This window comes from Pseudomonas sp. BF-R-19, assembly GCF_019956445.1.
Classification (GTDB): Bacteria; Pseudomonadota; Gammaproteobacteria; order Pseudomonadales; family Pseudomonadaceae; genus Aquipseudomonas; species Aquipseudomonas fluorescens_BH.
Genome location: NZ_JAHBDN010000100.1, coordinates 1 through 16,750 on the forward strand (window position 1 = coordinate 1; position 16,750 = coordinate 16,750).

Below are 16,750 nucleotides of genomic sequence, written 5' to 3' on the forward strand. Positions count from 1 at the left end.
AGATGGGTATAAGAGACAGGCCTCATAGCGTTCAGCGAACGCATGCAGGCGACCCGCGGCACCGACATTGCCGCCCGCGCGATCATGGCGCTGCCAGACCTCTAGCCATAACAACAAAAACCGTCGGGCAACCGAACGCAATCGTCGCTGCCCGACACACCGCCGGAGTTTCAGCATGAATGCCCCACCGCGTCTCGATTCCCTCGACCACGTCCTGCCCCATCCCTTTTGGCAGGACACCGTCACCCCGCCGCCCGCCGCACCTTCCGTCACCGGCACGGTGCAGTGCGACCTGGCGGTGGTCGGCGGTGGCTTTACCGGATTGTGGACGGCGCTGCTGGCGCGCCAGCGCAACCCCGGGCTGAGCATCGCGATCATCGAGGCGCGACGCTGCGGCGGTGAGGCCAGTGGGCGCAATGGCGGTTTCTGCGCGCCGAGCATTTCCCATGGCGTCTCCAACGCGCTCAAGCGCTGGCCGGATGAAGCAGAGCAACTGATCCGCCTGGGCCGGCAGAACCTCGATGAACTGGCCGCCGACCTGGATCGTTTCGGCATGCATGTCGAGTTCGAACGCCAGGGCAAACTCAACGTCGCCAGTCAGCCTTGGCAGATCGACGGGTTGCGCGCGATGCAACGCAACTACGCGCGGTTCGGTATCGACTGCCAGTGGCTGGAAGGCAGCGACCTGGCACAGAAGCTTGATTCACCGGCGTATGCGGCCGGCCTGTTCGAGCCCAATTACGCCCTGCTCAACCCGGCGAAAATGGCCGCTGAATTGCGCCGTGTTTGCCTTGAGCAAGGCATTCAACTGTTCGAAAACAGCCCGGTCCTGCAACTGAATGCGGACAAAGACAACTTGCGCCTGCGTACAGCCAACGGAGAAGTGATTGCCGGGCAGATCGCCCTCGCCACCAACATCGCCCCGCCGCTGCTCGGCCATCTGGCATCGAGCGTGATCCCGGTCTACGACTACAGCCTGGTCAGCGAACCCTTGAGCGATGCGCAACTGCAAGCCATTGGCTGGACCGGGCGCTACGGCATCGCCGACGCCGGCAACCAGTTCCACTACCTGCGCAAGACCGCCGACAACCGCATTCTCTGGGCCGGCTTTGATGCCATCTACCATTTCGGCGGACGCCGCGACGAAGCCCTGACCCAACGCCCGCAAAGCTTCCAGCGTCTGGCCGAACAATTTCAGCAGACCTTCCCGGCCCTGCGCGGTGTGCATTTCAGCCATGCCTGGGGCGGCATCATCGACACCTCCGCACGCACCACGATGTTCACCGGCTGCGAGCACCAGGGCCGCGTCGCCTATGCCTTGGGCTTCACCGGGCAAGGGGTGTCCGCCAGCCGTTTCGCTGCATTGAACATGCTCGACCTGCTGGCCGGCGAGCGCACCGAACGCACCGAACTGCTGATGACCTCCAAGGCGCCGTTCCGTTTTCCGCCCGAACCCTTGCGTTATGTCGGCGTGAAACTGGCCCAGCGCTCACTGGCGCGCGAAGACCGCGACGGTCACCGCGACCTGCTGCTCAAGACCTTCGATGCCTTTGGCATCGGTTTCGATTCCTGATCCGGAGACCACCATGTCCACAGCCCTGCCCCGGCACGTCATCGACTTCGCCAGCGACCTTGCCCCCCGTGAAACACAAATCAACGACCCGGCCGTGGTCGACGCGCCTTACAGCAGCAAGAGTTGGCGGCACTTTGTGGCGCCCGGGAAAAACGCCGTGGCCGGCATCTGGGAGGCGGGACCGCACCGCGAGCGTTGCCAGTGCGATTACGACGAGCTGTGTCACATCCTCGAAGGCAGCGTGCGCCTGACCGATGCCGAGGGCGTCGCGCGCACGTTCGGCCCCGGTGATTCCTTCGTGGTCGCCAGCGGATTCAACGGCACCTGGGAAAACCTCACCAAGGTGCGCAAGGTCTACTTCATCCTCGGCTAACGTACCTGATTACGCCCGTTTCGCTTGGCCTGGTACAGCGCATCGTCGGCGCGGGTCAACAGGCTTTCCGGCGTGTCGCCAGTTTGCGCATGGGCCACGCCGAACGACGCGGTGATGGTGTCCAGCACCGTGTCGGTGCCCCGGGCCTTGACCCGCAGCGCCTGGATTTTCAGGCGCAGGCGCTCGGCAAAAGCGCCCGCGGCGGCCAGGTCCGGGCAATCCTTGAGCACCACGCAAAACTCCTCACCGCCATAACGCGCCGCGAACGCTTCGCCGGACAGCGAATCGCGCAACACCCGGGCGACATGCTGCAGCACGCGGTCGCCCAAGGGATGGCCGTACTGGTCGTTGAATTGCTTGAAGTGGTCGATATCCAGCATCACCAGCGCCACGCCCGTCGCCACGTTGCCCATGGCCTGTTCAAGCTGGCGGTTGAAGGTAGTGCGGTTGAGCAATTCGGTCAGGCCATCGAGGGTCGCGGCCAATTGGGCGCGCTCCAGTTTGTCCCGCAGGCTTTTGATTTCATGCTGCGCCGACTGCAACTGGGCGAGGAAGTGTTCCTGCTGGCCCTGCATCAGCCGGGTACTCTGTTGCAGCTGGATCAGGATGCTCGGCAAGCGCTCGCTGGCGGGTTCTTCGAGCATCTGCAGGTATTGGCCGAGGCTGGCCTGGAAATTCTGGTTGCCTTTCACGCTGCGCGAAACATCGCGCTCCATGTCGTCGACCAGGTTGATTGCGTCCTGCTGCCCGGAACGGGCATCCGCCAGCTCATCACGGATGATGTACTCGCGAAACAGTTTGGTGGCCGACTCCGGCGGGAAATAGTCGAAATCGCTGACCAGCCGGTCCAGGTGCCGATTGAGCTCCGGCTCCTGGCCTTTGCTGTAGGTGTACCAGAGCGCGTAGTGCACCGGGTTGGGCGCAATGTTGTGACGAACCATCAGCGGCACTGCCTGCTTGAGCAACGCCGCGGCCTCGCGGGAGTCTTCCGGATACTGCGCTAGAACATTCGCACGCGTGTCTGATTGGCTCATGTTTTCACTGTGGTTGTTATTTTTTGGCGATTGGCAAACTCGCTGAGCATAGCCATACGCCCGATAAACGACCATCCCGAATTACACAATCATTTCAACCCGGTGTGCCCGAGGTATTGCACCAGGCTTTTTTGTGGGAGCGGGCTTGCTCGCGAAGATGGCGGCACACCCAACATCGATGTGACTGACAGACCGCTTTCGCGAGCAAGCCCGCTCCCACAGGGGCCTGTGTTTTAACTGACTACCATCACCACTGCGCGCAGGCAGCAAAGCTTGAACCCGGGGTTTTGCACCAGGCTTTTTTGTGGGAGCGGGCTTGCTCGCGAAGACGGCGGCACATCCAGCATCGATGTGACTGACATACCGCTTTCGCGAGCAAGCCCGCTCCCACAGGGGCCTGTGTTTTAACTGACTACCATCACCACTGCGCGCAGGCAGCAAAGCTTGAACCCGGGGTTTTGCACCAGGCTTTTTTGTGGGAGCGGGCTTGCTCGCGAAGACGGCGGCACATCCAGCATCGATGTGACTGACATACCGCTTTCGCGAGCAAGCCCGCTCCCACAGGGGGTTATGCGGTGCCTGTGTCAGCGCGCAGCCCAGGCATTGAAGCGTTGTTCAAGCTCTTCGCCATGGTCGACCCAGAACTCCGCGTCCACGGCCCGCGCGCCGGCCAGATTGGCCTCGGCGGTCGGCAGTTGCTCCTGCACGTCCTTGGGCAGCAATGACAGGGTCTGGCGATGTACCGGTCCGTAGGGGATGGTTTCCGAGAAGACTTTTTGCGTCTGCGGCTGGCTGGCGAAGGCGATGAAGTTTTCCGCCAACGCCTTGTTCGGCGTGCCTTTGACCACCGCCCAGTATTCCGGGTCGTACAGGCTCTGCGGCCAGACGATGCTCAGCTTCATGCCTTCCTTCTGCGCCGAGGCAATCCGCCCGTTGTAGGCCGCGCTCATTACCACGTCCCCGGCCACCAGCCATTGCGCCGGTTGCGCGCCCGCCTCCCACCACTGGATGTTCGGCTTGATCTGGTCGAGCTTGGCAAAGGCCCGCGTCACGCCTTGCGGGGTGTTCAAGACCTTGTACACGTCGTCCGCCTTGACGCCGTCGGCGAGCAAGGCGATTTCCAGGGTGTACTTGGCGCTCTTGCGCAGGCCGCGCTTGCCCGGGAAGTCGGCGACATTCCAGAAGTCGGCCCAGGACTGCGGCGCCTTGGCCTGCTTGCTCTGGTCGTAAGCCATGACCATCGACCAGACGTAAGTGGCAACCCCACATTCGGTCAGCGCACCGGGCACAAAGTTTGCCGAATCACCGAAGCGTCCCGCATCGAGCTTCTCGAACAGGCCCTCCTCGCAGCCGCGCAACAGCTCGGGGCTTTCGACTTCCACCACGTCCCAACTGGTGTGGCCGGCGGAGACCATGGCCTTGATCTTCGACAGCTCGCCGTTGTACTCACCGGCGATGATGTTGCCCGCGCCGCTGGCGTTGAAGGGCTGGAAATAGGCCTTATCCTGGGCCTGTTTGGTAGCACCACCGAAGGAAATCACGGTGAGGTCCTGGGGGGCCGCCCACACGCTGGCACTCAGCAACGCCAGGGTAAACGGAACACTGCAACGCAAGGATCTGGACATGGATCGCTTCCTCGGGGCTTGTCGGCCCGTTGTTGTTATGGGTGTTCGGATTCACTCAAGTAAGCCGCCAGGCGATCCATCAGGCGGTCACAGGCCGCCATCTGAACAACGCTGACAAATTCATCGGGCTTGTGCCCCTGGTCCATGCTGCCGGGACCGCAGACCACCGAAGGAATACCGGCCTGATCGAACAGCCCGCCTTCGGTGCCAAAGGCCACGGTGCTGAACTCGTCGCTGCCGCACAGCCGGGCAATCAGCCGGGCCGCCGCGCTGTCGGCGGGTGTCGCCAGGCCGGGATAGGACGAGATTTTTTCAAAGCGGATACCGGTATCGGTGTCCACGGCCTGCATGGCCGGCAGCAGCGTCTGCTCGGCGTAGTCCTGCAATTCATCGACGACCACTTGCGGGGCGAAGTCCGGCAAGGCGCGGATCTCGAAATCGAAACGGCAATCCGCTGGCACGATGTTCAGCGCCGTACCGCCCTGGATCACTCCGACCTGCACGGTCGAGAACGCCGGATCGAAGCGTTTGTCATGCAGTTGCGGCCGGGCCAGGGTGGCGCCGATGTCGCCCAGCCGACCGATCAGGCGTGCGGCCTGCTCGATGGCATTGACCCCGTAAGGCGCGTAGGCGGAATGACAGGCAGCGCCGCGCACATGGCAACGCATCGCCAGTTTTCCCTTGTGACCGAGCACCGGCTTGAGCTCGGTCGGCTCACCGATCAAACACAACGCCGGTGCCGGGATGCGTTGGGGCAGCACTTCCAATAAGCCGCGCACGCCGAGGCAACCGACCTCTTCGTCATAGGAAAACGCCAAATGCACCGGGCGCTTCAAAGGGCTGGAGAGAAACATCGGCACCGCTGCCAGCACCGAGGCCAGATAGCCTTTCATGTCGGCGGTGCCGCGACCGTAAAGCTTGCCGTTCGCCTCGCTCAGGCAGAACGGTTCGACCGTCCAGGCCTGGCCGTCCACCGGCACCACGTCGGTGTGCCCGGACAGCACGATGCCGCCAACCACACGCGGGCCGACCGTGGCCAACAGATTGGCCTTGGTCCGCTCGGCGTTGTAGATCAGTTCGCAATCCACGCCCAGTCCGTGCAGGTAGTCGCGCACGAACTCGATCAGCTCCAGGTTCGAATCGCGGCTGACCGTGGCGAACCCGATCAACCGCGCGAGCATGGCGCGGCTGCGCAACTTACTCATCGCCGGGCACTCCATAGGCGGGGGCCAGAGTCGGATTGAGGGCGCGGGTCAGGTAGTCCTGCAATTGCGGCTCGTAGGCCGTCCACAGTTTGCCCAGCTCGCCGATCGGGTTTTCATCGGCCCAATCCACCCGCAGGTCGACCATCGGCCAGGTCAGATCACCCACCACCGACAGCGCCGCCGAGTGCACCGCGCCGGCTTCGCCACCGGCATCCTGCCCGGCCTGCAAGGCGTTCATCAGCCGGGTGGCGAGGCAGCCTTCACTGTTTTCGAACGCCGCGACCATCGCCTCGATCACCCCACTGTTGGCCAGCAGGTTGCCGGCCGCCACGCATTGGTCACCGGCCACCGCGTTGTTGATGCCCAGCGCATGGTTGCCGCTGAACATCGCCGTGCGCCCGTGGGCATCGACCACCGCCACCTGGCGGTATTGGCTGTAGCCGTTGCGGGTCAACGAATGGTCCAGCGCCTGGGGCGGCGCCGAGCCGTTGGCCAGTTCATCGAGGATCTGCGGGCCGAGGGCCGGCAACGTGATGTTCTGGCTCGACACCGCGCCGACACCGGCACGCAGCCACGGGCAGCGCGCGCCGACGGCAATGCTCGAGGAGCTGATGGCAATGCCCAGCTGGCCGGTCTCGGCGCAGCGACCCACGATGGAAAAAGTCATGGCGAATTCCTTATTCAGGGATGACAGCGATCACGTCGATTTCCATCAGCCACTGCGGCTGGCCGAGGGCGCTGACCACCAGGCCGGTGGAGATCGGGAACACACCCTTGAGCCACTTGCCGACTTCCTGGTAGACCGGCTCGCGGTAGCGCGGGTCGATCAGGTAGGTGGTGGTCTTGACGATATGGCTCATGTCGCTGCCCGCCTCTTCCAACAGTTGCTTGACGTTGCGCATGGCCTGCTCGGCCTGGGCGCGCGGATCACCGAGGCCCACCAGTTGGCCGTTGAAATCGGTGCCGACCTGGCCACGCACATACACGGTGTTGCCGGCGCGCACGGCCTGGCACAAATCGTTGTCCAGCGTCTGGTTCGGGTAGGTGTCTTTGGTGTTGAACATGCGGATGCGGGTATGAGTAGGCATTAACGAACTCCCATGAGGCTGGCTTTCTGAAGAGGTGCACGGGCGGCTTCGGCTTGACGCTGGGTCGCATCCCGATAGTTGAGATAGGTGTGCTGTTTAACGATGTGATCGGCGATGTGCTTGGCGTCGTGCCAAACACCCCAGATAAACGCGGAGCCGCGACGGGACTGCCAAGGCAACCCGACGAAATACACCCCCGGCTCGGCCGACACGCCGCGCTGGTGCTGCGGCTTGCCGTTTTCCTTGAAGGCATCGACCTTCAGCCAGCTGTAATCGGTGGAGTAACCGGTGGCCCAGATGATCGTGGTGACGCCGGCCTTGAGCAGGTCCAGCTCCAGGATTGGATTTGTCACGCAATCCGGGTCCGCCAGCATGGCCCGGGCTTCGGGTTCCAGCGGCAGGTCCAGGCCGTTGCGTTCGATATAGGCGTCGGCCTTGTCGAGCAACGCCAGGTAGTTTTCATCGCCGCGCTGGATGTTGTCGGCGAGGTTATTTTCGAAACTCACCACAGCGCCATTGAACGCCTGGGTCAGGCCGACCAGGGTCATGCCCTGGTGAGCCAGGCGACGGAAGTCCACGGTGTGGCCGCCACGGGCACCGCTCACGGCGATAGTCACGTGTTCTTTGCCGGGCTGCATGGCCTCGGCATCCCACTCGCCGAGCACCCCCAGCCACCAGCAGAAATCACGGTTGCGATAGGCACGGGGCGGACGATCATGGGCGCCCACCGACAGGTAGACCTGTTTGCCGGAACGTTGCAGTTCATCGGCGATCTGCACGCCCGAGGAACCGGCGCCCACCACCAGCACCGCGCCTTCGGCCAGTTGCTGCGGGTTGTAGTATTGGGCGGAGTGAATCTGGCTGATGCCGGCGATTTCGGGAGCAATCGGCGGAATGGCCGGACGCTGGAACGGACCGGTGGCGACCACCACGTGCCGTGCCTCGATCACGCCATCGGAAGTTTCGACAGTGAAGCCTGGACGGTCGGTGTTACGTTCGACTTTCTTCACGTCCACGCCGGTGCGGATCGGTGCGTTGAACTTGCGGGCGTAGGCTTCGAAGTACTCAGCCACCTGCTCTTTCCCGGCGAAGGCATCCGGGTCCAGACCGTCGAATTCCAGCCCCGGGAAGCGGTCGTGCCAGGCAGGGCCGTTGGCTACCAGCGAATCCCAGCGACCAGTGCGCCAGGCTTCGGCGATACGATTGCGCTCCACAACGAGGTGAGGCACGCCGAGCTTGCTCAGGTGTTCACTCATGGCCACGCCGGCCTGGCCGGCGCCAACAACAAGCGTATCAATTGCGGTTTTATCAACTGTCATGGCTGTGCACTTCTGAAAGGTGGTTTGATTCAGGTCGGTCATGGCTGCCGCCTCGATTCTGATCACTGTTGTTCTTCTGCTGCGGCTATCGGTGTCAGGGTGTTGGCCGCATTCTGTTCGGAGCCGGGAAATAGCGAAATTATGTTTTTTGTGGTCGCTGGCGAGGAAAAAGCGTCGAGCCGACCGGTCGGCTGTGGGAGGTTGCGGGAGGCCTGATCCCGGCCTATGGTCCTAGCGATGCAATGTCGGCGATTGACGCCTGATGGCACAGCGCCGGCCGATGTCCACCCAGTGCGAATAGCGCAAGGAAGTGACGACATGCCTGACAACTCCCGCCCTGCCGTGCTCGAACTGATCGGCAACACCCCATTGGTGCGCGTCAGCCGATTCGATACCGGCCCCTGCACCCTGTTTCTCAAACTCGAATCCCAGAATCCCGGCGGCTCGATCAAGGACCGCATCGGTCTGGCGATGATCGACACCGCCGAACGCGATGGTCGCCTCAGGCCCGGCGGCACCATCGTCGAAGCCACCGCCGGCAATACCGGCCTCGGCCTGGCCCTGGTCGGCCGCGCCAAGGGCTACCGCGTAGTGCTGGTGGTGCCGGACAAGATGTCCACCGAGAAGGTCTTGCACCTCAAGGCCATGGGCGCCGAGGTGCACATCACCCGCTCCGACGTCGGCAAGGGCCATCCCGAGTACTACCAGGACGTTGCCGCGCGGCTGGCCGCGGAAATTCCCGATGCGTTCTTCGCCGACCAGTTCAACAACCCCGCCAACCCGCTGGCCCACGAATGCAGCACCGCGCCGGAGATCTGGGCGCAAACCCAGCATGATGTGGACGCCATCGTCGTCGGCGTCGGTTCGGCCGGCACCCTCACCGGCCTGACCCGCTTTTTCAAACGGGTGCAGCCGGACCTGGAAATGGTCCTGGCCGACCCGGTCGGCTCGGTGATGGCCGAATACAGCCGCGGTGGCACCCTCCCCACCCCCGGTTCCTGGGCCGTGGAAGGCATTGGCGAAGACTTCATTCCGTCGATTGCCGACCTGTCCAGCGTGCGCCACGCCTATTCGATCAGCGACGAAGAAAGCTTCGACCATGCCCGCCAGCTGCTGCGCGCCGAAGGGATTCTTGGCGGCTCGTCGACCGGCACCTTGCTGGCGGCGGCGTTGCGTTACTGCCGCGAACAGACCCAGCCGAAGCGGGTGGTGAGCTTCGTCTGCGACACCGGTACGCGTTACCTGTCGAAGGTCTACAACGACCAGTGGATGAACGATCAGGGCTTGCTGCAACGCAAGCACTACGGCGACCTGCGCGACCTGATCGCGCGGCGTTTCGAGGATGGCCGGGTGATCAGCGTCGGCCCGGATGACACGCTACTGACGGCATTTCAACGCATGCGCCTGGCGGATGTCTCGCAGCTACCGGTGCTGGTGAACGGCAAACAACTGGTCGGCGTGATCGACGAGTCCGACATCCTGCTGGGTGTGCATGAAGACGTTGCGCACTTTCGCAAGGCCGTATCCAGCGCCATGACCGACAAACTGCAAACCCTGTCCCCCGGCGCCTCTCTGGCGGATCTGGAGGCAGAACTGGGCCGTGGACTGGTGGCGATCATCCAGGATGCCTCGGGCTTCCACGGCCTGATTACCCGAACCGACATGCTCAACCATTTGCGGAGATCCCTGCCATGAGTCAACAGGACAAAAACGCCCCGCCACAGGGCTTCGCCACCCGGGTGATCCACGCCGGGCAAGTGCCGGACCCTTCGACCGGGGCGCTGATGCCGCCGATCTACGCCAACTCCACCTACCTGCAACAGAGCCCCGGGGTGCACAAGGGCCTCGACTACGGGCGTTCGCACAACCCGACGCGCTGGGCGCTGGAGCGCTGCGTGGCCGACCTCGAAGGCGGCACCCGGGGCTTTGCCTTCGCCTCGGGGCTGGCGAGCATCTCCACGGTGCTCGAACTGCTCGACGCCGGCTCGCACATCGTCTCGGGTAACGACCTGTACGGCGGCACCTTCCGCCTGTTCGACAAGGTGCGCCAGCGCAGCGCCGGACACCGCTTCAGCTTCGTCGACCTGACCGACCTGGCGGCGTTCGAGGCCTCCCTGCAAGACGACACCCGCATGGTCATGGTCGAGACACCGAGCAATCCGCTGCTTCGCCTCACCGACCTGGCCGCCATCGCCCGCACCTGCCGCGCCCGCGGCATCATCTGCGTGGCCGACAACACCTTCGCCAGCCCGTGGATCCAGCGCCCGCTGGAGCTGGGTTTCGACATCGTGCTGCACTCGACCACCAAGTACCTCAACGGTCACTCCGACGTCATCGGCGGGATCGCCGTGGTCGGGCAGAACGCCGAACTGGCCGAACGCCTGGGCTTCCTGCAAAACGCCGTCGGCGCCATCGCCGGCCCGTTCGATGCCTTCCTCACCCTGCGCGGGGTGAAGACCCTGGCCCTGCGCATGGAGCGGCATTGCAGCAACGCGCTGGAGCTGGCGCAGTGGCTGGAGCGCCAACCGCAAGTCTCACGGGTCTACTACCCCGGCCTGCCGTCGCACCCGCAACACGAACTGGCCCAACGGCAAATGCACGGTTTCGGCGGGATGATCTCCCTTGACCTCAACAGCGACCTGGCCGGCACCAAACGTTTCCTTGAAAGCGTGCAGATCTTCGCCCTGGCCGAGAGCCTGGGCGGCGTGGAAAGCCTGATCGAACACCCGGCGATCATGACCCACGCCACCATTCCGCCCGATACCCGCGCGGAACTGGGGATTGGTGATGGCTTGGTGCGGTTGTCGGTGGGGGTTGAGGATGTGGAGGATCTGCGGGCGGATCTGGCGCAGGCGTTGGCAAGGATGTAAATCACCTGAGTTGTGGGACACCGCAAAACCTGTGGGAGCGGGCTTGCTCGCGATGGCGGTGGATCAGTCGATATTGATGCTGACTGACACGCCGCTTTCGCGAGCAAGCCCGCTCCCACACTTGGATGTCCGTCATGCAAAAATTGGCTGTTCAGCAGAGATCCTCTGTGGGAGCGAGCTTGCTCGCGATGGCGGTGGATCAGTCGATACTATGCTGACTGACACTCTGCTATCGCGAGCAAGCTCGCTCCCACAGGTCTTTCCCACAGGTCTTTTTGGCCTTAAGTCTTGTTGCAAGGCTGGTCAAGCAAACAGGAGTCCCTATAATCGCGGCGTTTTCGTCTACCCTCACGAAGCGTCGTGCAGCAATCAGCTTGTGCGGGGCGCATCGACATTTTTCCGCTATTGAACCGGAGAACTTCCATGCTCAAACGTACCCTGGCAATGGCCGTCGGCCTGACCTTGTCCCTTTCCACCCTGCTGGCACAGGCTGCCGAGACCCTCAAGGTCAGCGCCATTCCCGATGAAGCCCCCACCGAATTGCTGCGCAAGTTCACGCCACTGGGCGAATACCTGGAGAAGCAACTGGGCATGAAAGTCGAGTTCGTACCGGTGTCCGACTACCCGGCGGTGGTCGAGGCGCTGGCCACAGACCGTATCGACATGGCCTGGCTGGGCGGCTTCACGTTCGTGCAGGCGCGGCTGAAAACCGGCAATGCCATTCCTCTGGTACAGCGTGAACAGGACGCCCAGTTCACCAGCAAATTCATCAGCGCCGACCCGGCCGTCAAGTCGCTGGCCGACCTCAAGGGCAAATCGTTCGCCTTCGGCTCGGTCTCGTCGACGTCGGGCAGTTTGATGCCGCGCTATTTCATGCTGCAGGACGGCATCAAGCCGGAAACCTATTTCAGCCGTGTCGGTTACTCCGGCGCCCACGACGCCACCGTCGCCTGGGTCCAGGCTGGCAAAGTGGATGCCGGCGTGCTGAATGCCAGCGTCTGGGAAAAACTGGTCAAGGCCGGCAAGGTCGACACCGACAAGGTCAAGGTCTTCGCTACCACGCCGGCCTACTTCGACTACAACTGGACCGTGCGCGGTACCCTCGACCCGGCCCTGGCTGCCAAAATCAAGGCGGCCTTCCTCGCGCTCGACCCGGCCAACCCGGAGCAAAAAGCCATTCTGGACCTGCAAGCCGCCAGCCGCTTCATCGAGACCAAGCCTGAGAACTACAAGGGCATCGAGGAAGCCGCGCGCGCTGCCGACCTGCTGAAATGACCTTGCATCTGAACCGGGTCAGCCTCACCCACGGCAATGGCGTGCGTGCGCTGCATGAGGTCGACCTGCACATCGGTGCCGGTGAGCAAGTCGCAATCATCGGTCCGTCCGGTGCCGGCAAGTCGAGCCTGCTCAACGTGCTGGCCACCGCCCTGCGCCCGGACGACGGCGCGGTCGAGGTGCTCGGCGAGCACGCCTGGCAGCTAGGCGCCCATCGGCGTCAGCAGCTGCGGGCGCGCATCGGCCTGGTTCACCAGGCGCCGCCACTGCCACCGCGGCAACGGGTGGTCACGGCGGTGCTGGCCGGAAAGCTCGGCCAGTGGGGTTTTGCCAAAAGCCTGCTGAGTCTGCTGCACCCGCTGGATGTTCCGGGGGCGCGGGCGGCACTGGCCAAGCTGGACCTGGGTGACAAGCTGTTCGCCCAGTGCCAGCAATTGTCCGGCGGCCAACTGCAGCGCGTGGGCATTGCCCGCGTGCTGTACCAGGCTCCCGAAGTGCTGCTGGCCGATGAGCCGGTGTCGGCGATGGACCCGGTGCTGGCCGGGCACACCCTGTCGATCCTCTGCCGCCACGCCCGGGAACACAAGGTGACGCTGGTCGCCAGCCTGCATGCGGTGGAGCTGGCCCTGACGCACTTCTCACGCATCATCGGCTTACGAGACGGTCAGGTCCTGTTCGACCTTCCCGCCAGCGACGTCGACCACGATTTGCTCGACAAGCTCTACGCCAACGAACAACTGCTGTCGCCACCCGTTCCGGTGGCGCCCTTGAGCCTGCAGATTCCACGATGCTGACGCGCGATACACGAGACCCGGCCACCCTGCCCCGCCTGCTACTCAGTCTGTTGGCACTTGCCCTGCTGTGGCCCGGTATTCATTTCAGCGAACTGGACCTGGGTGTGCTGCTCCGGGCCGACAGCCAGAGTGAGATGGGCCGGTTTGTCTCAGCCTTCTGGCCACCGGCCCATGGCGAAGAGTTCCTCCAGCTGCTGTGGCAAGCCACGCTGCAGACACTGGCCACCGCCACCGCCGGCATGGCTTTGGCTTTGCTGTTGGCGGTGCCTGCCAGCCTGCTGGCCAGTCGAGCGCTGTCGTTGTCGGCGGCTTCGCGCAGCGGTCGCCCGAGCGCCTTGGGCCGACTGTTGCGCTGGCCGGTGCGCGGGCTGCTGATCTTCCTGCGCAGCGTGCCGGAAATCGTCTGGGCCTTGCTGTTCGTACGCGCCGTCGGCCTTGGCCCGACGGCCGGGGTGCTGGCGATTGCCATCACCTACAGCGGCATGCTGGGCAAGGTCTACGCGGAAATTTTCGAGTCGGTCGACCAGCGTCCCGCCCACTCACTGCTGCAAGCCGGCAGTGGCCGATTGGCGGCGTTCTGCTATGGAATCCTACCCAATGTCGCGGCGGAGTTGCTGTCGTACACCGTGTACCGCTGGGAGTGCGCGATCCGCGCGTCGGTGGTGATGGGCTTCGTCGGTGCCGGCGGGCTGGGCCAGCAGATCGACTTGTCGTTGCGCATGTTCGCCGGCGGTGAAGTGGCGAGCATGTTGCTGACCTTTTTCGTCCTGGTGCTGTTCGCCGATCAGATCAGCCGCCTGCTGCGCTGGAGGTTCGCATGAATCGCCTGATCAACCTGCTGCTGATCCTGTGCATTGGTGCGGCGGTCGTCGCTTCGTTCCGCTATCTGGGCATCGACCTCGGCGAACTGGGTGGCAGCGGTAACCTGAAGCAGATGGGCGCCTACGTGCTGCGCTTTCTCAGCCCGGACCTGAGCGCCGGCCATCTGCAAGCCATCGGCCGTGGCGCCGTGGAAACCATGGCCATGTCAGCCCTCGGCACCCTGCTCGCGGCGGTGTTCGGCCTGGTGCTGGCACTGCCGGCGGCCGGACGTTTCGGATGGCCGCTGCAGAGTACGTCGCGCGTGGTGCTGAACGCCCTGCGCGCCATTCCCGAACTGGTGTGGGCCGCGCTGATGGTGCTGGCAGCCGGACTCGGCCCCAACGCCGGGACCCTGGCACTGGCCATGCACACCACCGGGGTGCTGGGCCGACTGTTCGCCGAAGCACTGGAAAACACCCCACCGCAACCGGCCGAAGCCATCCGTTTGCAGGGCGGCAACGTCGTCTGGGCCTTCTGTTACGGCACCCTGCCCAACCTGTTCCCACAACTGTTGGCGTACATCCTGTACCGCTGGGAAAACAACATCCGCATGGCCAGCGTGCTCGGTTTTGTCGGAGCCGGCGGTTTGGGGCAGATGCTCTATGTCAGCCTCAGCCTGTTCCAGGAGGCCCAGGCCAGCACGGTGATCCTCGCCATGTTGCTGTTGGTGTTTGCCGTTGATGGGTTGAGCAGCTGGAGCCGCCAGCGCTGGGTCAAGGCGTGATGGGAAATTGCATAGACTTGCTCACCTGATTGCATTCGAGCTGACTAGCCAATTGCATGGAGTTGATTACCGCGTTTTATGGCTATGACCGGCGGAAAACGACCCAAGCTGTCCTTCGTTTTTGCATGCCCTGACGAAGTACCGTTGCTTGTCCGTGAACACGATTGACTCATTGAAAACCCTCTGACGTACGCAGCCTGAGGGATTGCCCGTAGAAGTTTTACGCAAAATTTATGGGGCCTTGAGGTTGGGTATCTAATATTGCTCGGTGCTAATTTGGAATGCTTCGTTATGTCCCTCGCAGCAATTCGGCTTATCGGCTTCATCTTAGGCATTTTTCTGATCACGCTGGCCATAAGCATGGCTATTCCCATGATCACACTGGTGGCCTATGAGCGTAGCGACGATCTATCGGCCTTTCTCTGGTCGAGTTTGATTACCTTCATCTGTGGCTTGCTGTTGATTGTGCGGGGGCGCCCGGATGCTGCCCAGCTTCGCCCGAGGGATATGTACCTGCTGACTACTGGCAGTTGGGTGGTTGTATGCACCTTCGCAGCGTTGCCAATGGTGTTCATCAGCCATATCAGCTACACCGATGCGTTCTTTGAAACGATGTCTGGCATCACAACCACTGGCTCGACTGTACTCACCGGTTTGGATACCTCATCTCCCGGCTTGTTGATATGGCGCTCCATGCTGCATTGGCTGGGAGGCATCGGTTTTATCGGCATGGCCGTGGCGATCCTTCCACTGTTGCGAGTAGGCGGCATGCGTCTGTTCCAGACAGAGTCCTCAGACTGGTCGGAGAAAGTCACGCCGCGTTCCCATGTGGCAGCCAAGTACATTCTTTTTCTGTATCTGGGGCTTACTGGCATCGGAGCTCTGGCGCTCTGGCTCGCTGGAATGACGCCATTTGAAGCGGTCAACCACGCAATGTCGTTGATCTCTACCGGGGGATTCTCAACTTCGGACGCCTCGCTTGGGCATTGGACGCAACCAACGATTCACTGGGTGGCAGTGGCCATCATGATTCTGGGCAGCCTGCCATTCACCTTGTACGTCGCAACATTGCGGGGCAATTGGCGTGCGCTGATCAAGGATCACCAGGTACGCGGGTTTATCGGGTTCTTGCTCGTCACATCGCTGGCTGTGGGTACCTGGCTGTGTTTTCACAGCGATTACGGGTGGTGGGATGCGTTTCGTATCGTGGCAGTCAATGTGACCTCGGTCGTCACGACCACCGGAATTGCGGTTGGCGATTACACCTTGTGGGGCAGCTTCGCTGTCTTGCTGTTTTTCTATCTGACATTCGTCGGTGGATGTTCAGGCTCCACTGCAGGCGGTCTTAAAATCTTCCGTTTTCAGGTGGCTGCCGCTCTACTGGTCAGCAGTTTGAAGCAGTTGATCCATCCTCGAGCCGTGATTCAGAAGAATTACAACGGTCATCCCATTGACGAGGAGATCGTGCGCTCACTTTTGACCTTCTCGTTTTTCTTCACCATCACTATTGCTGCCATCGCCTTGGGCCTGGCTCTCATTGGACTTGATTGGACAACGGCATTGAGCGGCGCCGCTACGGCGGTATGTAACGTCGGGCCAGGGCTTGGCACGATCATTGGGCCGGCCGGTAATTTCTCATCATTGCCCGATACCGCCAAATGGCTACTGACCGTTGGAATGCTACTAGGGCGACTGGAAATCCTGACTGTGTTGGTGCTCGTAACTCCGGTTTTCTGGAGATATTGACCCACTTTGCAGGGCTCTGGGTCTAGAAAGTGCATGTGTGGCAGTCGAATGGTTTGCCGTTGGTTTACGTAATCTCGCCAGCGACAACGTTGCGTTTTAGAAACGCGGCGAAGACAAAGTCACGACTGACCGCTTTTGGCCCAGAGTGTGTAAAAACACCTTCGCGAACCCTTGCTATGATTTCTGAGGATTTCATCGCAGGGATCGCCCATGAAGCGCTTTATCCAAGGTGAACATCGAGGTCAAGGCACCTTACTTCCCGA

Annotated in this window: 15 protein-coding genes; 9 read left to right on the forward strand and 6 right to left on the reverse strand. The window is 62.5% G+C overall.

Going from position 1 to position 16,750, the window contains the following annotated elements:
* Positions 1–175: 175 nt before the first annotated feature.
* Together KGB28_RS27520 and KGB28_RS27525 are read left to right on the forward strand one after the other, a co-directional pair.
* Positions 176–1,573, forward strand: coding sequence for an NAD(P)/FAD-dependent oxidoreductase (locus KGB28_RS27520; RefSeq protein ID WP_223448683.1), 1,398 nt, complete (start codon positions 176–178; stop codon positions 1,571–1,573).
* A 13-nt stretch (positions 1,574–1,586) separates the two neighbouring features.
* A complete protein-coding gene (locus KGB28_RS27525) occupies positions 1,587–1,946 on the forward strand; it encodes a cupin domain-containing protein (RefSeq protein WP_223448684.1) in 360 nt (119 codons plus the stop codon).
* Here the strand turns inward: KGB28_RS27525 and KGB28_RS27530 are convergent.
* From KGB28_RS27530 to KGB28_RS27555, 6 genes are all read right to left on the reverse strand, one after another.
* Positions 1,943–2,980: a GGDEF domain-containing protein gene (locus KGB28_RS27530; protein ID WP_223448685.1), complete on the reverse strand. Its 1,038-nt coding sequence runs from the start codon at positions 2,978–2,980 to the stop codon at positions 1,943–1,945. The two genes, KGB28_RS27525 and KGB28_RS27530, sit on opposite strands and share 4 nt — an antisense overlap.
* Positions 2,981–3,564: 584 nt before the next feature.
* Positions 3,565–4,605, reverse strand: a complete 1,041-nt coding sequence (locus tag KGB28_RS27535) for an ABC transporter substrate-binding protein (protein WP_223448686.1) — start codon at positions 4,603–4,605, stop codon at positions 3,565–3,567.
* Between the two features lie 35 nt (positions 4,606–4,640).
* The gene (argE, locus tag KGB28_RS27540; protein WP_223448687.1) at positions 4,641–5,810 is read right to left on the reverse strand and encodes an acetylornithine deacetylase; all 1,170 of its coding nucleotides are present in this window, start codon (positions 5,808–5,810) and stop codon (positions 4,641–4,643) included.
* Positions 5,803–6,477: a DUF1028 domain-containing protein gene (locus KGB28_RS27545; RefSeq protein ID WP_223448688.1), complete on the reverse strand. Its 675-nt coding sequence runs from the start codon at positions 6,475–6,477 to the stop codon at positions 5,803–5,805. The genes argE and KGB28_RS27545 overlap by 8 nt, the downstream gene beginning before the upstream one ends.
* A 10-nt stretch (positions 6,478–6,487) precedes the next feature.
* The gene (locus KGB28_RS27550; RefSeq protein ID WP_046042476.1) at positions 6,488–6,898 is read right to left on the reverse strand and encodes a RidA family protein; all 411 of its coding nucleotides are present in this window, start codon (positions 6,896–6,898) and stop codon (positions 6,488–6,490) included.
* Positions 6,898–8,259 (reverse strand): flavin-containing monooxygenase, encoded by a 1,362-nt coding sequence (locus KGB28_RS27555; RefSeq protein ID WP_223448689.1) that lies wholly within the window; start codon positions 8,257–8,259, stop codon positions 6,898–6,900. Before KGB28_RS27555 ends, KGB28_RS27550 begins: the two co-directional genes overlap by 1 nt.
* Before the next feature lie 276 nt (positions 8,260–8,535).
* On the opposite strand from KGB28_RS27555, the gene KGB28_RS27560 reads away from it, so the two are divergent.
* The 7 genes from KGB28_RS27560 to KGB28_RS27590 all read left to right on the forward strand — a co-directional run bounded on the left by KGB28_RS27560 (position 8,536) and on the right by KGB28_RS27590 (position 16,487).
* The gene (locus tag KGB28_RS27560) at positions 8,536–9,912 is read left to right on the forward strand and encodes a pyridoxal-phosphate dependent enzyme (protein WP_046042477.1); all 1,377 of its coding nucleotides are present in this window, start codon (positions 8,536–8,538) and stop codon (positions 9,910–9,912) included.
* Positions 9,909–11,087: a trans-sulfuration enzyme family protein gene (locus tag KGB28_RS27565; protein ID WP_223448690.1), complete on the forward strand. Its 1,179-nt coding sequence runs from the start codon at positions 9,909–9,911 to the stop codon at positions 11,085–11,087. Before KGB28_RS27560 ends, KGB28_RS27565 begins: the two co-directional genes overlap by 4 nt.
* A gap of 423 nt (positions 11,088–11,510) precedes the next feature.
* Positions 11,511–12,362, forward strand: a complete 852-nt coding sequence (locus KGB28_RS27570) for a putative selenate ABC transporter substrate-binding protein (RefSeq protein WP_223448691.1) — start codon at positions 11,511–11,513, stop codon at positions 12,360–12,362.
* A complete protein-coding gene (locus tag KGB28_RS27575) occupies positions 12,359–13,156 on the forward strand; it encodes a phosphonate ABC transporter ATP-binding protein (RefSeq protein WP_223448692.1) in 798 nt (265 codons plus the stop codon). Before KGB28_RS27570 ends, KGB28_RS27575 begins: the two co-directional genes overlap by 4 nt.
* The gene (locus KGB28_RS27580) at positions 13,150–13,977 is read left to right on the forward strand and encodes a PhnE/PtxC family ABC transporter permease (RefSeq protein WP_223448693.1); all 828 of its coding nucleotides are present in this window, start codon (positions 13,150–13,152) and stop codon (positions 13,975–13,977) included. The genes KGB28_RS27575 and KGB28_RS27580 overlap by 7 nt, the downstream gene beginning before the upstream one ends.
* Positions 13,974–14,741, forward strand: coding sequence for a phosphonate ABC transporter, permease protein PhnE (gene phnE / locus KGB28_RS27585; protein WP_223448694.1), 768 nt, complete (start codon positions 13,974–13,976; stop codon positions 14,739–14,741). Before KGB28_RS27580 ends, phnE begins: the two co-directional genes overlap by 4 nt.
* A 291-nt stretch (positions 14,742–15,032) precedes the next feature.
* On the forward strand, positions 15,033–16,487 hold the full coding sequence (locus tag KGB28_RS27590; protein WP_223448695.1) for a TrkH family potassium uptake protein: 1,455 nt from the start codon (positions 15,033–15,035) through the stop codon (positions 16,485–16,487).
* Positions 16,488–16,750 lie beyond the last annotated feature (263 nt).

Excerpts from the sequence above, each read along its gene's own strand:
- KGB28_RS27520 (WP_223448683.1), top strand. The coding sequence starts at position 176 with ATGAATGCCCCACCGCGTCTCGATTCCCTCGACCACGTCCTGCCCCAT.
- KGB28_RS27525 (WP_223448684.1), top strand. The coding sequence starts at position 1,587 with ATGTCCACAGCCCTGCCCCGGCACGTCATCGACTTCGCCAGCGACCTT.
- KGB28_RS27530 (WP_223448685.1), bottom strand. The coding sequence starts at position 2,980 with ATGAGCCAATCAGACACGCGTGCGAATGTTCTAGCGCAGTATCCGGAA.
- KGB28_RS27535 (WP_223448686.1), bottom strand. The coding sequence starts at position 4,605 with ATGTCCAGATCCTTGCGTTGCAGTGTTCCGTTTACCCTGGCGTTGCTG.
- argE (WP_223448687.1), bottom strand. The coding sequence starts at position 5,810 with ATGAGTAAGTTGCGCAGCCGCGCCATGCTCGCGCGGTTGATCGGGTTC.
- KGB28_RS27545 (WP_223448688.1), bottom strand. The coding sequence starts at position 6,477 with ATGACTTTTTCCATCGTGGGTCGCTGCGCCGAGACCGGCCAGCTGGGC.
- KGB28_RS27550 (WP_046042476.1), bottom strand. The coding sequence starts at position 6,898 with ATGCCTACTCATACCCGCATCCGCATGTTCAACACCAAAGACACCTAC.
- KGB28_RS27555 (WP_223448689.1), bottom strand. The coding sequence starts at position 8,259 with ATGACCGACCTGAATCAAACCACCTTTCAGAAGTGCACAGCCATGACA.
- KGB28_RS27560 (WP_046042477.1), top strand. The coding sequence starts at position 8,536 with ATGCCTGACAACTCCCGCCCTGCCGTGCTCGAACTGATCGGCAACACC.
- KGB28_RS27565 (WP_223448690.1), top strand. The coding sequence starts at position 9,909 with ATGAGTCAACAGGACAAAAACGCCCCGCCACAGGGCTTCGCCACCCGG.
- KGB28_RS27570 (WP_223448691.1), top strand. The coding sequence starts at position 11,511 with ATGCTCAAACGTACCCTGGCAATGGCCGTCGGCCTGACCTTGTCCCTT.
- KGB28_RS27575 (WP_223448692.1), top strand. The coding sequence starts at position 12,359 with ATGACCTTGCATCTGAACCGGGTCAGCCTCACCCACGGCAATGGCGTG.
- KGB28_RS27580 (WP_223448693.1), top strand. The coding sequence starts at position 13,150 with ATGCTGACGCGCGATACACGAGACCCGGCCACCCTGCCCCGCCTGCTA.
- phnE (WP_223448694.1), top strand. The coding sequence starts at position 13,974 with ATGAATCGCCTGATCAACCTGCTGCTGATCCTGTGCATTGGTGCGGCG.
- KGB28_RS27590 (WP_223448695.1), top strand. The coding sequence starts at position 15,033 with ATGTCCCTCGCAGCAATTCGGCTTATCGGCTTCATCTTAGGCATTTTT.